This window comes from Microbacterium sp. 20-116 (genome assembly GCF_041079415.1).
Lineage (GTDB): Bacteria > Actinomycetota > Actinomycetes > Actinomycetales > Microbacteriaceae > Microbacterium.
Genome location: NZ_JBFYGP010000001.1, coordinates 791242 through 804503, shown reverse-complemented (window position 1 = coordinate 804503; position 13262 = coordinate 791242). Strand labels below are relative to the sequence as shown.

The following is a 13262-nucleotide window of genomic DNA, read 5'->3' as shown; positions in this document are numbered from 1 at the left end:
CACCCCGGCAGCGGGGGAGCGGCTCGCGAACGAAGGCGGGTTACTGACCCGAGTAGGTCTCGACCTTGACGACCTCGACCTGGATCTCTTTCCCGTTGGGCGCGGTGTACGAGCCCTTGTCGCCCTCTTTGAGGCCCATGACGGCCGTGCCGAGAGGCGAGGCCTCGCTGTAGACGTCGAGCTCGGAGTTGGCCGCGATCTCGCGGTTGCCGAGCAGGAACTTCTCTTCGCCGCCGGCGACGATCGCCGTGACGACGGTGCCCGACTCGACCACGCCGTGGCTCTCGGGCGCCTCGCCGACCTTCGCGTCTTTCAAGAGAGCCTGGAGGGTGCGGATGCGCGCCTCCTGCTTGCCCTGCTCGTCTTTCGCGGCGTGGTAACCGCCGTTCTCCTTGAGGTCGCCCTCTTCGCGCGCGGCCTCGATGCGCTTCGCGATCTCTTCGCGGCCCGTGGTCGAGAGGTGCTCCAGCTCGCTGTGGAGGCGGTCGTAGGCGTCTTGCGTGAGGAACGTCACCTGAGCGTCGTTGGACACGGGTACTCCTTCGTCGAGGCGCTGACGGCGGTGTCTGCAGCCGTCGGCGGGGGATATGTCGAACGCCCCGGCATCGAGCCGGGGCGCGTCGTGATTCCGCGAGTTTACGGCACCCAACAGGCGTTGACAAAACCTGTGGTCGCCAACGACAGGGTCGGAATCGTTTCCGTGAAGGCGCGAGATGCGTCGTCGGATGCCGGGTACTGCACCACCCTCCAGCCCACGGTGCCGTGGTCCTCGTCGCGGGCCTCGAGGGCGCACGCGACCGGTTCTCCCACAGGGGCGGTGATCTGGAAGCTGCTCGAGACGGTCTTGTCGTCGATGACGGTGAAGCCGGTGTCGGTGGCGGTCACCGAGGCGGCGCTGTTCGTGAACGTCGTATAGCCGAGATACCCGATGGCGCCGAGGGCGAGCACCGCGACGATCGCCCAGCCGACGATGCGTCGCCGGGGCGAACGCGTACGCCCGTACCGGTCGTCGAGCAGGGCTTGCGTCGTCATGGTCTCCCCGGGCTTTAGGCTGGAGTACCAGGCTACGCGCTTCCGTCCGGACCGAAGGACTCCATGCACTCCGTGATCGTCGCTCTCGCGACCACACCCTCCCCGGTCGTCACGCCCGACGAATCGATCGTCACCCCCGGGCCGCTCGGCTTCGCCGCAATCGCTTTCATCGGCATCGCCGTGTTTCTCCTGGTATGGGACATGTTGCGTCGTATCCGCCGCGGTCGTTACCGCGAAGAGGTCAACGCCGAACTGGATGCCGAAGAACAGGCGCGCGCGGCTCAGGACGCCACCACGACCGACGACCAGGACATCGACCCGGCCGCTCCCCGCAACTGACTACCGGTCGTGAGGGGGCGGCATCCGGTATCGGTCGCCCGATGTCGACGTGTCGTGCCGAGGGCCTGAGCAGCCGCGTCGAGTCGTTCAGCCTCCGTGGTACGCCGGAGCGAGAGCGATGAGCAGGCACGCCGTCCAGTGGCAAAGAAACGCCAGCACGGTGCACACGTGGAAGATCTCGTGGAAGCCGAAGTGCCCGGGCCAGGGGTTGGGCTTCTTGAGCGCGTAGACGATCGCACCCCCGGTGTAGAGCAGGCCGCCCACGACGACCAGCACCATCATCGCGACGTTCGCCGCGAGCAGGTCGCCCAGATACATCACGGCCGCCCACCCGAGCGCGAGATAGAGCGCGACGTAGAGCCAGCGCGGCGCGTTGATCCAGAAGACGCGGAACAGGATGCCGAGGATCGCCCCGCCCCACACGATCGACAGCAGCAGCACGGTCTTCTGTGTCGGGAGAGCCAGCACGGCGAGGGGCGTGTAGGTCCCCGCGATCAGCAGCAGGATGTTCGCGTGGTCGATGCGCTTGAGCACCGCGAGGGTCCGGGGCTTCCAATGGAAGCGGTGGTACAGCGCCGAATTGCCGAACAACAGCATCGATGTAGCCATGAACACGGCTGCGGCCCACTTGCCCGCGGTCCCCTGCGCCAGGGCGATCAGCACGATGCCGGCGGCGATCGCGACGGGGAAGGTCGCGGCGTGGATCCAGCCGCGCCAGGTGGGCTTGAGATCGACCTGCGCGCCCACGGCGCCCGCTTCCAGAAGGGGGAGCTGGGGCATGTCGGGGCCATCTGCGGGGGGCGAGCTCGTCACGACTCCGACCCTACGTCTGCGAGCATGCTTCGCGCGGAACATGGGGAATCCGCTCACCGTTCCCCCAGGGAGGATGACCCGTTTCCGAGGTCGAGGCAGCCTCGACGCGGTAGCGTAGGCGCGTGGCGCGCATGCGGAAGAACGAGGGGCGGGGACCGCTCTACCGTCTCTACATCTCGCGCCTTCGCCGTCGCATGCCGGCCACCGTGCCGCACCACGTCGCCATGATGATCGACGGCAACCGCCGGTGGGCGCGTCAGCTGGGCTTCGACAGCGCGGCGCACGGTCATCGGGCCGGCGCCGCGAAGATGCACGAGTTCCTCCGCTGGTGCGACGACCTCGGTATCGAGGTCGTGTCGCTGTACCTGCTGTCGAACGACAATCTGGTCAAGCGCGACAGCCAGGAGCTGCAGGATCTGCTCGAGATCATCGCCGAACTCGCCGCCGAACTGTCGCACGAGCCGAATTGGCGGGTCAAGCACGTGGGGCGGGCCGAGGGGCTGCCCACCGAGCTCGCCGAGGTGCTGCACGAGGCCACGGAGCGTACGCGCGGCCACGACGGACTGCACGTGAATCTCGCCGTCGGCTATGGCGGGCGTAGCGAGATCGTGGATGCCGTGCGCTCGATCATCGCGAAGCACGACCAGTCGGGCGGGTCTCTCGAGGAACTCGCCGCGAGCCTCACGCCCGAGCAGATCGGGGAGCACCTGTACACGGGGGGACAGGCCGATCCCGACCTCGTGATCCGCACCTCCGGTGAGCAGCGCCTCAGCGACTTCCTGCTCTGGCAGTCGGCGCACTCGGAGTTCTACTTCGTCGAGGCGCTCGGCCCCGACCTGCGCGAGGTGGACTTCCTCCGCGCGATCCGCGACTTCGCGGCGCGCGATCGCCGCTTCGGACAGTAAACGATCTCGACGACGGGATCGGCGTGAACATGCTGTTTACGAACTCGTCACTTTCGCGGCGTGTTAACGACCCCGGGTGGTGTCGACGGGCCGTACGGTGATCTCATCGGACACGGAGTCCGGTCGAGTCGACCTTCGGATCGCGACTCGTGACCCACAGGTCGACTCGTGAAAACCGGGTGAACACCCGGGTCGGGAGTGGGTTGTGACTGCACGAGCACCGTACGACCAGCATCACGTCGTCGAGAGCACCGAGTCCGAAGCGGGAGTCGATCAGGCCCTGCGCACGTACGTCCTGGACACCTCCGTCCTGCTGAGCGATCCGCGGGCGTTCTTCCGCTTCGCGGAGAACTCGGTGGTGATCCCCGTCGTGGTGATCACCGAGCTCGAGGGAAAACGTCACGACCCCGAGATCGGGTATTTCGCCCGCCAGGCGCTCCGTCACCTCGACGAACTCCGAATCGAGCACGGCCGCCTGGACTTCCCCGTCCCGGTCGGCACCGGTGGCACCCTTCGCGTCGAGCTGAACAACACCGACCAGCAGGTACTGCCCTCGGGCATGCGCACGGGTGGCAACGACAGCCGCATCCTGGCCGTCGCGATGAACCTCGCCCAGGACGGCGCCGAGGTCACCGTGGTGTCGAAGGACCTCCCGATGCGGGTGAAGGCGGCATCCCTCGGACTGAGTACCGAGGAGTATCTCGCCGAGCAGGCCATGGATTCCGGTTGGACCGGAATCGCGTCGATCGATCTATCGGGCGACGAGATCTCCGATCTCTACGAGACCGAGGTCGGCGTCAGCGAGGTGGTGAAGGGCCTGCCGATCAACACCGGACTCGTCATCCACTCCGAGCGCGGCTCGGCGCTCGGCCGTGTCACCGGCAAGGGGGAGTACCGCCTGGTGCGCGGTGATCGCGACGCCTTCGGACTGCACGGCCGGTCCGCCGAGCAGCGCATCGCCCTCGACCTGCTTCTCGACCCCGAGGTGGGCATCGTCTCGCTCGGGGGTCGTGCCGGTACGGGCAAGTCGGCGCTGGCGCTGTGCGCCGCCCTCGAGGCCGTGCTGGAGCGTCAGCAGCAGAAGAAGATCATCGTCTTCCGACCGCTGTTCGCCGTGGGCGGGCAGGAGCTGGGTTACCTTCCCGGCGATCAGGCCGAGAAGATGGGTCCCTGGGGCCAGGCGGTCTTCGACACCCTCGGCTCGGTCGTGTCGGGCAACGTCCTCGAAGAGGTGCTCGCGCGGGGTCTGCTCGAGGTTCTCCCGCTCACGCATATCCGCGGTCGTTCGTTGCATGATGCTTTCGTCATCGTCGACGAGGCGCAGTCTCTCGAGCGGAACGTCCTGCTCACCGTGCTCAGCCGCATCGGCCAGAACTCGCGCGTGGTGCTCACGCATGACGTCGGGCAGCGCGACAACCTGCGCGTCGGTCGCCACGACGGTGTCGCCTCGGTGATCGAGACGCTGAAGGGCCACGGCCTCTTCGGCCACGTGACGCTCACGCGGTCCGAGCGTTCGGCCATCGCAGCCCTCGTGACGGAGCTGCTGGAGGCGGGCGAGCTGTCGTAACGGTGACGGAAGAGGGGCCGGGATGCCGTGGCATCCCGGCCCCTCTTCCGTGATGTGGGAGCGACACGGGCATGCCCGGGTCGAAGCGGTTTGCGTTCGCGCTCAGAACGGCGGGGTACGCATCGTTCGACCAGGCAAATCCGGGTGCGGCGGCGCCGGCGCCTTGATGAGAGGGTTCTCATTTTGGGCTCTCCGCCTTCTCACGATGGCCCGTCAGAGTAGAGCCATCGACGAGGGAGACCTCGTCACCCGCCTCGGCGGTTCCCCCAGGAAAAACACGAGAACGTCACGTGCAGGTCACCGCTCTTCGGGTGAGTCGGAAGACCACAGTGAGCGTCTCCCCAAAACCCCCGGTTCCCCCGCCGGGGGTTTTCGGGTTGTACGCGTCATTCCCAGCGATAACCCGCGCCGCGCACGGTGACGATATGGGATTGGCCGATCTTGGCCCTCAGATAGCGCACGTACACGTCGACGACGTTCGACGAGGGGTCGAAGTCCATTCCCCACACGCGGCTCAAGAGCTGCTCACGGCTGAGCACCTGACCGGCATGGCGGATGAACTCCTCGGCCAACGAGAACTCCCTCGCGCTGAGATCGATCTCCCGGCTGCCGACGGTGGCCCGCCGGGCGAGCACGTCGAGCGAGACGTCACCATGTGCCACGGTCATCGGGCCGACGGTGACGGGTTCTCGCATGCGCGAACGCACCCGGGCGAGGAGCTCGTCGAACTTGAACGGCTTGGCGACGTAGTCGTTTGCGCCGGCGTCGAGCCCGTCGACCGTATCGCGCGTGCTCGTGCGGGCGGTGAGCATGATGACGGGGATCTGCGAGCCCTGCCCACGGAGGCTCCGCAGCACCTCGAAGCCGTCCATCGTCGGTAGGCCGACGTCGAGCAGGACGAGGTCGATGTCGCCTGACAGGGCGGTGTCGAGAGCCTCGGCGCCGTCGGAGATGATGAGGGTCTGATACCCGGCGGCCTCCAGCCCCTTCGAGACGAACGCCGAGATGCGTTCCTCGTCTTCCGCGATGAGGATGCGTGTCATCCGGTGGCCTCTCTCTGCATGACGACGTCACCGGCGCGCACGGGCGTCGGTAGCTCAGCGGGGGACTGCGCCCCGGTCACGGGGATGTGCAGGGCGACCGTCGCGCCGCCGCCGGGGGTGTCACCGACGGTGCAGTGCCCGTCGTGTGCCTTGGCGATGGCATCCACGATCGACAACCCGAGCCCCGATCCGTCTACCCCGCGCCCCGTCGACAGGCGGTCGAAGCGGCGGAACACGCGGTGGCGGGCGGCGGGGGGAATGCCGGGGCCGTGATCGCGCACCCACAGGTGCGCCGTGACGTCGTCGGCGGTGCTGCCGATCTCGATCGGAGTGCCCTCGGGGGTGTACTTCGCCGCGTTGTCGGCGAGCTGCAGCCAGGCCTGCACGAGGCGATCTGCGTCGCCGTGGATGCGCACGCGCGCGCGCTGCTCGACGGTCCACGTGTGCCCCGGGATCGCGCCCGCGAGTTCCGCGACGCGGTCGGTGAGGGCTCCCACATCGATGACCGCGGCCTCGAGCGCTCCGCTCTCGACATCGGCCAGGGTGTCGATGTCGTCGACGAGCCGGGCGAGGCGGTCGAGCTCGGCGATGCCGAGGTCACGCGTCTCGGTCACGTCGTGGGGGTCGGCCGGGTCCATCATCTCGAGGTGGCCCCGGACGATCGTGATGGGGGTCTTCAGCTCGTGCCGCACGTCGTCGAGCAATTGCCGCTGCGCGTCCACGGACATCGCCAGTCGATCGAGCATCGAGTTGACCGAGGTCGTCAGGTCGGAGATCTCATCGTTGCCGTGCGCGCGCAAACGCATGCCGAGGTCGTCGATGGTGATGGCGTCGGTGGTGTCGCGCAGGCGCCGGAGGGGCGAGAACAGGCGCCCCGTGACGAACCAGCCGGCGACGGCGACCAGCAGCAGTACCACGAGCCCCGAGACCCCGTAGGTGAGCGTCGAGAGCGTCACCAGTTCCATGCGCTGGTCGATGGAGATGACCTGGACGGCGACTCCGTCTCGCGTCTGCACCGCGGCATACAGCACGGGTCCGTGGGTGCTGTCGACGCGGCCCCGGTCGTTGCCGAGACTGATCTCATCGGCGAGGGATGCCACGAGTGCGGCGTCGTCGCCGATCGACAGCCCCGGTGGGGACGGCGTACTCGCGAGTACTCGACCCCCGTCGAGCGCCACGGTGCCGTCGGTCCGGCCGGGAACGGCCGCGGCGACGAGCGTGGCGGCATCCTGGCTGCTCGTCGACAGGGTCGAGACGAATCCGTCGAGCTGGCGCTCGGCGTTGGCCACGACGCGCTCGCTCTGCACGAGGAACGTCACGCCGCCGGCGATGATCATGCCGAGCAGCACGACGCCGAGGATCGCGCCGAGGAAGCGCACGCGCGTCGAGACGGGTCTCGTCGTGCGGCTCATCCTCTGATTATGGCGCGCCTCGGCGTCGTGGTTGTGCGGGTGGGGGTGATCAGCCCGGGTGGGTCATCGACAGCAGGTCGAGTTTGGCGTCGAGAACCTCTTCGGTGATCTCGCCGCGCTCGACGTAGCCGAGGTCGACGACCGCCTCGCGTACCGTGATGCCCTTGGCGACCGCGTGCTTCGCGATCTTCGCCGCGGCCTCGTAACCGATGACCTTGTTCAGCGGGGTGACGATCGAGGGGGACATGCCCGCGAACGCCTCGGCGCGCGCGACGTTGGCCTCGAGACCGTCGATGGTCTTGTCGGCGAGGACCCGCATGGCGTTCGAGAGCAGACGGATGGACTCCAGGAGCGCGGTGCCCATCACCGGGATGGCGACGTTGAGCTCGAACGAGCCCGAGGCGCCCGCCCATGCGACGGTCGCGTCGTTGCCGATGACCCGCGCGCACACCATGAGCGTCGCCTCGGGGACGACCGGGTTGACCTTGCCGGGCATGATCGAGGAGCCCGGCTGCAGGTCGGGGATGTGCAGCTCGCCCAGACCGGTGTTGGGGCCGGAGCCCATCCAGCGGATGTCGTTGTTGATCTTGGTCAGCGAGACCGCGATCGTGCGGAGGGCGCCGGATGCCTCGACGAGACCGTCGCGGTTCGCCTGGGCCTCGAAGTGGTCCTCGGCCTCGGTGATGGGCAGCTGGGTCTCGGCCGCGAGCAGCTCGATGACCTTCTGCGGGAAGCCGAGGGGCGTGTTGATGCCGGTGCCGACCGCCGTGCCGCCGAGGGGGACCTCGCCGACGCGGGGGAGCACGGACTCGACGCGCTCGATGCCGAGGCGCATCTGGCGGGCGTAGCCGCCGAACTCCTGGCCGAGGGTGACGGGGGTGGCGTCCATGAGGTGGGTGCGGCCCGACTTCACGATGCCCTTCCACGCCTCGGCCTTGGTCTCGAGCGCCGCCGACAGGTGCTGGAGCGCCGGGATCAGGTCGGTGATGAGCGCCTGGGTGACGGCGATGTGCACCGAGGTGGGGAAGACGTCGTTCGACGACTGCGAGGCGTTGACGTGGTCGTTGGGGTGGACCGTGTCGCCGAGGATACGGGTGGCCAGGGTCGCGAGCACCTCGTTCATGTTCATGTTCGAGGAGGTCCCGCTGCCGGTCTGGTAGGTGTCGACCGGGAAATGTGCGTCGTGCGTGCCGGTGATGACCTCGTCGGCGGCCTGGGCGATGGCGTCCGCGATGTCTCCGTCGAGGGTGCCGAGCTCTTTGTTGGCGAGGGCGGCGGCCTTCTTGATGCGCGCGAGGGCGGCGATCTGCGTCGACTCGAGGCCCGAGCCCGAGATGGGGAAGTTCTCGACCGCGCGCTGCGTCTGCGCGGCGTAGAGGGCGTCCTTGGGTACCCGCACCTCACCCATGGTGTCGTGTTCGATGCGGTACTCGATGTCGGTCACGTCGTCGTTCCTCCGGGTCGTTCGTTCGGTTGTCAGATGCGGGCGTCTTCGACCCGAGGGTCGTCGACGCGGGGGTCGTCGACATCGCCCACGATGACGACGGGGAAGGCTTCGCCCTCATCGAGGCGGTAGTTGGCGCCGACGACGGCGGTACGACCCTCGGCCACGGCTTCGCTGATCAGCTCGGACGCGCGCAGCAACTCGCCCACCGTGTGACGGAGGTGCTCGCGGCCCACGAGTTCTGGGTCGACGACGTCGGGGAGGTGGCCGTCCACGGCGGAGGCTCGCTGGACGCGGCGCACGGCCGGGACGATGGGCGCGATCTGCCGCCAGATGTAAGCGGGGAGGGTCGGGGCGTCGACGCCCGTGCTCTCGATGGCCGCGCCCACCGCCCCGCAGGCGTCGTGCGCGAGCACCACGATGAGGGGAACCTCGAGCACGCCCACGGCGTACTCGAGGCTGCCGATCACCGAGTCGGAGATGACCTGACCGGCGTTTCGCACGACGAAGAGATCGCCGAGGCCCTCGTCGAAGATGATCTCGGCCGCGAGGCGCGAGTCGGAGCACCCGAAGAGTGCGGCCGTCGGATGCTGCGAGCTCGCGAGCTCGGTGCGACGTTCGACGTCTTGGCGCGGGTGCGCGGGGGCGCCGGAGACGAAGCGCTCGTTGCCCTCCACCATCTGCTGCCAGACCTGACGGGGAGTCATGCGCTCGCTCACGGAATCTCTCTCAACTGCTCGATCTGAGACGTGACGGACGAGGCCGCCAACGCTGCGGTCTCGGGGGCGGCGTCGCCGTAGACGAGAACGTAGTCGGGCCCGGCCGGGGTGGCGAGGGCATAGTCGATGTTCCCGGTGCCGGAGGGATTCGACGGGCGGTACACGTTCCACGTGATGCCGTCGATCTCTGTGGTCTCGGTGCTACGGGTGCCGTCGAGCACCTGAGCGACCCACGTCTCGTCGGCCTCGAAACCCTGCGCGACGCGGAGGAAACCGCTCTCGCCCGAGCGAACGTAGACCATGGTCCACGCCTCGGTGCCGCCGACGCCCTCGGTGCTCGCCTGGTTGACGCGCCACCCGTCGCCGAGGGAGGGGGAGAGCACCGGTCGACCCAGGTCGCTCTGCATCTCGGACGCGAGGGCCGAGACGTCGATGTCGGGGCGGGGGGCCGGCTCGCCGCGAGGGACGGCCGCGACCACGATCAGCACCACACCGACGGTGACGATGAGCGCCGCGATCAGATTGCGGAAGGTCTTGCTGGAGCGGTACCGACGCGAGGACTCGGCCTTGCGGTCGGCCGCCTCTTGCGGGGTCTCGGGTCGGCCGAGGTGGGCGACGACGCGAGCCATCAGTCGTCACCCTCGCCGCGGGCGGCGTCGAGGCGACGCTTCGCGCCGAGCAGCCATTCCTCGCAGCGGGCGTAGAGCTTCTCGCCGCGTTCCCACAGTGCGAGCGACTCTTCGAGGGTCGGGGCGCCCTGCTCGAGCTCGGCGACCACGCGCACGAGTTCGTCGCGGGCCTGCTCGAACGACAGGTTCGCGACGTCGACGGCGGGGCCGGGGGTCGTCGCGGTCATGGCATCCATTCTAGGCGCGCCCCGCCGACACCCCGTCGCCGGGTGCCTCGTCGTCGAGCGGACGATCGACGGATGCCGAGGATTCGGCCGGCTCCGCGCTCTCACGGCTGCGGGTCGCGGCTCCGTGGACGACGGCGTCGGGGACGCCGCCCTCCGAGCGGGCGGTCAGCGTTCCTTCTTCGATCGTGAGTCGCAGGGCGGTGCCGGCGGGTGCCTGGGCCGCGTCGCGCAGGACCGAGCCGTCGGGCAGCTGGGCGATCGCGTAGCCGCGGGCGAGCGTCGCCAACGGCGAGAGCGCGCGCAACCCCGCGCCCAGTTCGCTCGTGCGCCGCCGCTCGGCCTCGATGCGGCGGTCGACGATGTCGCGCCCGCGGTTCGAGAGCATCCACAGCTCCTGGGCGCGGGAGGTGAGCATGGAATGGGGAGTGCGCAGGGCCGGTCGCGAACGAATCTGCTCGAGCTGCGCGATGTCGTGCAGCACGCGTTGGGTGAGACGCCCCGTGAGCCGGGCGCGCAGCTGCGAGACGAGCGCCCGCTGCTCGCTCACGTCGGGCACCACCCGCTTGGCGGCGTCGGTGGGCGTCGAGGCGCGCACGTCCGCGACCTCGTCGAGGAGCGGCCGGTCGTTCTCGTGCCCGATGGCGCTGACGACGGGAGTGGATGCCGCGGCCACCGCGCGCAGCAAGCGCTCGTCGCTGAAACCGAGCAGCGTTTGCGGGTCTCCGCCGCCGCGCGCGATCACGATCACGTCGACCTCGGGGTCGGCATCCAGGATCTTCAGGGCCGCGAGGGTCTCGGGGACGCACCGGTCGCCCTGGACGGCGGCGTGCTGGGTGCGAAAGCGCACGCGAGGCCAGCGGAGCTCGGCGTTTCGGTGGACGTCCTTCTCGGCGTCGGAGTTCTCGCCCGTGATGAGACCGATGCAGTGGGGGAGGAACGGCAGCTTCTTCTTGCGCACCGGGTCGAACAGGCCCTCGGAGCGCAGCTGGACACGGAGGCGCTCCAAGCGCTCGAGCTGTTCTCCGAGCCCCACGTGCCGCATCGCCGAGATCGCGAACGAGAAATCGCCGGTGCGGGGGAAGTAGTCGGCCTTCACGCACGCGACGACGTGGTCGCCCACCTTCAGGTCTTTCGGCAAGCGGTTGAGGGTGCTCGACCAGATGCGGAAAGCGACCGTCGACTCGGTGCCGAGGTCTTTGAGGCGCCCGAAAACGTTGCCACCGCGGCGGTTGAACGAGGTGATCTCGCCCTCGACCCAGACCGAGCCCCAGCGCTCGATGAAGCCGCGGATCGTGTCGTTCAGTCGCGACACCGACGTGGGGGCGTCGGTGCTCGAGTCGCGGGGGTGCACGCTGTCGGCGGGCGGGGCCTGGCCCGCGATGGTCTCGGGCTGAAACGAAGTCATGGTCTCCGGAGGGTCGAGGGGGGCGGTTCGGCCGGTGCTCAGGGGCGTCCCGGTAGAATCGAGGGGTGAGCTCACCTGCCGTCCACCTGCCCGTTCCCCGTATCCCGGGTCGACGCGGGCGGCTCCAGGATATCCCCGTGAAGGGCCAGAAGAAGGTGCTGCTGGCGGCGCCCCGAGGCTACTGCGCCGGTGTCGACCGCGCGGTCATCGCCGTCGAGAAGGCCCTCGAGCGTTACGGCGCCCCGGTCTACGTGCGCAAGCAGATCGTGCACAACATCCACGTCGTGACCGAACTCGAGAAGAAGGGTGCGATCTTCGTCGAAGAGGTCGACGAGGTTCCCTCGGGCGCCCACGTCGTGTTCAGTGCCCACGGTGTGTCGCCGGCCGTCGTGTCCGCGGCATCCGACCGGGGCCTGCAGGCGATCGATGCGACGTGCCCGCTCGTGACCAAGGTGCACCGCGAGGCCGTGCGCTTCGCCCGTGACGACTTCGAGATCCTGCTGATCGGTCACGAGGGGCACGAAGAGGTCGAGGGCACGGCCGGCGAGGCCCCCGAGCACGTGACGGTGGTGAACTCTCCCGACCACGCCGACACCATCGAGGTGCGCGACCCCTCGAAGGTGGTGTGGCTCTCGCAGACCACGCTGTCTGTCGACGAGACGATGGAGACCGTGCGGCGCCTGCGCGAGCGCTTCCCGCAGCTGCAGGATCCGCCCTCCGACGACATCTGCTACGCCACTCAGAACCGGCAGGTCGCGATCAAGAAGGTCGCCGTCGGTGCGGACCTCGTCATCGTGGTGGGTTCGGCGAACAGCTCCAACAGCGTCCGGCTGGTCGAGGTCGCCCTCGAGCACGGCGCCAAGGCCGCCTACCGTGTCGACTACGTCGACGAGGTCAAGCAGGAGTGGCTCGAGGGAGTCGAGACGGTCGGCGTCACCAGCGGCGCCTCGGTCCCCGAGGTCCTGGTGACCGAGGTGCTCGACGAGCTCGCGGGAGCGGGCTACCGCGATATCGAAGAGGTGCGCACCGCCGAGGAAGACCTCATCTTCTCGCTCCCCAAGGAGCTGCGGCAGGATTCCAGCGGCAAGCGCGACGAGCGCGCGCTGGGCGGCCGGGGGCGCGCGTGAGCGACGCCGAGCCGCGCACTCCGGCCGACGAGGCCCGCCCTCGTCCGCAGTACGGCGAATACGCCACCCCCGAAGAGCAGCGCGCGCGCATCCGGCGTCCCGAGGTGACCGAGGCCCTCGAGGCCGGCGTAGCCCCGCAGCCGGAACCGGTCGTCGAACAGCGTGCCGCGGCGAAGCCCTCGCCGATGCCCGTCCCCACCACCCGCGGCGGGCAGATCGACCGGATCGTGACGTTCGGCCTGCTCATCTACGGTCTGTTCTCGGTCGTCACCAGCATCATCCAGCTGCTCAACTTCCCCGAGTACGCGAACAACTTCGCCCGGGTCTTCCGGGTCGATGCGACGTTCACGAACCTCACGGCCGGATATCTCTGGGGCGCCGCGGCCGCGGCCGTCACCGGCATCGGATGGCTGCTCACGGCGATGTTCACCTGGCGGTCCATGAAGCGCGGGCGTATCTCGTTCTGGATCCCCATCGTCGGGGCGCTGGTCAGCACGGTCATCGCCGCCGTCCTGTCTCTGGTCGGCATGGCGAGTGATCCGCAGTTCTTGTCGGCCGTCATGGGCAGCGTCTCGAACTGAACCGTTCTGCGCGGCATCC

General features: G+C 68.8%; 15 protein-coding genes. 5 read left to right on the top strand and 10 right to left on the bottom strand.

What is annotated here, in order from left to right; all coding sequences use genetic code 11:
• Nucleotides 1-40 precede the first annotated feature (40 nt).
• Together greA and AB6V29_RS03925 are read right to left on the bottom strand one after the other, a co-directional pair.
• Nucleotides 41-532: a transcription elongation factor GreA gene (gene greA, locus AB6V29_RS03930; protein WP_103210960.1), complete on the bottom strand. Its 492-nt coding sequence runs from the start codon at nucleotides 530-532 to the stop codon at nucleotides 41-43.
• Between the two features lie 104 nt (nucleotides 533-636).
• Nucleotides 637-1032, bottom strand: a complete 396-nt coding sequence (locus tag AB6V29_RS03925; protein ID WP_267786838.1) for a DUF4307 domain-containing protein — start codon at nucleotides 1030-1032, stop codon at nucleotides 637-639.
• Between the two features lie 63 nt (nucleotides 1033-1095).
• On the opposite strand from AB6V29_RS03925, the gene AB6V29_RS03920 reads away from it, so the two are divergent.
• Entirely contained in the window at nucleotides 1096-1371 is a 276-nt protein-coding gene (locus tag AB6V29_RS03920; RefSeq protein ID WP_210074243.1) for a hypothetical protein, read from the top strand.
• A gap of 87 nt (nucleotides 1372-1458) precedes the next feature.
• On the opposite strand, the gene AB6V29_RS03915 is transcribed toward AB6V29_RS03920, so the two are convergent.
• The gene (locus AB6V29_RS03915; RefSeq protein WP_369357168.1) at nucleotides 1459-2151 is read right to left on the bottom strand and encodes a hemolysin III family protein; all 693 of its coding nucleotides are present in this window, start codon (nucleotides 2149-2151) and stop codon (nucleotides 1459-1461) included.
• 164 nt (nucleotides 2152-2315) lie between these two features.
• Between AB6V29_RS03915 and AB6V29_RS03910 the strand changes: the two genes are divergently transcribed.
• Nucleotides 2316-3089, top strand: coding sequence for an isoprenyl transferase (locus AB6V29_RS03910; RefSeq protein ID WP_267789395.1), 774 nt, complete (start codon nucleotides 2316-2318; stop codon nucleotides 3087-3089).
• A 280-nt stretch (nucleotides 3090-3369) separates the two neighbouring features.
• Nucleotides 3370-4656: a PhoH family protein gene (locus tag AB6V29_RS03905; RefSeq protein WP_210075308.1), complete on the top strand. Its 1287-nt coding sequence runs from the start codon at nucleotides 3370-3372 to the stop codon at nucleotides 4654-4656.
• Between the two features lie 386 nt (nucleotides 4657-5042).
• Here AB6V29_RS03905 and AB6V29_RS03900 read toward each other — a convergent pair whose 3' ends face one another.
• From AB6V29_RS03900 to xseA, 7 genes are read right to left on the bottom strand one after another with little or no spacing between them, the layout of a single operon-like run.
• Nucleotides 5043-5699: a response regulator transcription factor gene (locus AB6V29_RS03900; protein WP_210074244.1), complete on the bottom strand. Its 657-nt coding sequence runs from the start codon at nucleotides 5697-5699 to the stop codon at nucleotides 5043-5045.
• Nucleotides 5696-7111: a cell wall metabolism sensor histidine kinase WalK gene (locus AB6V29_RS03895; RefSeq protein ID WP_267786842.1), complete on the bottom strand. Its 1416-nt coding sequence runs from the start codon at nucleotides 7109-7111 to the stop codon at nucleotides 5696-5698. Before AB6V29_RS03895 ends, AB6V29_RS03900 begins: the two co-directional genes overlap by 4 nt.
• Before the next feature lie 49 nt (nucleotides 7112-7160).
• On the bottom strand, nucleotides 7161-8555 hold the full coding sequence (locus AB6V29_RS03890; protein WP_369357128.1) for a class II fumarate hydratase: 1395 nt from the start codon (nucleotides 8553-8555) through the stop codon (nucleotides 7161-7163).
• A 32-nt stretch (nucleotides 8556-8587) separates the two neighbouring features.
• A complete protein-coding gene (locus tag AB6V29_RS03885; protein ID WP_210075310.1) occupies nucleotides 8588-9262 on the bottom strand; it encodes a carbonic anhydrase in 675 nt (224 codons plus the stop codon).
• Between the two features lie 8 nt (nucleotides 9263-9270).
• Nucleotides 9271-9903: a DUF4245 family protein gene (locus AB6V29_RS03880; RefSeq protein ID WP_307317529.1), complete on the bottom strand. Its 633-nt coding sequence runs from the start codon at nucleotides 9901-9903 to the stop codon at nucleotides 9271-9273.
• On the bottom strand, nucleotides 9903-10130 hold the full coding sequence (locus AB6V29_RS03875; protein WP_210074251.1) for an exodeoxyribonuclease VII small subunit: 228 nt from the start codon (nucleotides 10128-10130) through the stop codon (nucleotides 9903-9905). Before AB6V29_RS03875 ends, AB6V29_RS03880 begins: the two co-directional genes overlap by 1 nt.
• A 10-nt stretch (nucleotides 10131-10140) precedes the next feature.
• On the bottom strand, nucleotides 10141-11535 hold the full coding sequence (gene xseA, locus AB6V29_RS03870) for an exodeoxyribonuclease VII large subunit (RefSeq protein ID WP_369357125.1): 1395 nt from the start codon (nucleotides 11533-11535) through the stop codon (nucleotides 10141-10143).
• Between the two features lie 65 nt (nucleotides 11536-11600).
• Between xseA and AB6V29_RS03865 the strand changes: the two genes are divergently transcribed.
• Together AB6V29_RS03865 and AB6V29_RS03860 are read left to right on the top strand one after the other, a co-directional pair.
• Entirely contained in the window at nucleotides 11601-12662 is a 1062-nt protein-coding gene (locus AB6V29_RS03865) for a 4-hydroxy-3-methylbut-2-enyl diphosphate reductase (RefSeq protein WP_210074255.1), read from the top strand.
• The gene (locus tag AB6V29_RS03860; protein WP_369357123.1) at nucleotides 12659-13243 is read left to right on the top strand and encodes a DUF6264 family protein; all 585 of its coding nucleotides are present in this window, start codon (nucleotides 12659-12661) and stop codon (nucleotides 13241-13243) included. Before AB6V29_RS03865 ends, AB6V29_RS03860 begins: the two co-directional genes overlap by 4 nt.
• The last annotated feature ends 19 nt before the right edge of the window (nucleotides 13244-13262 follow it).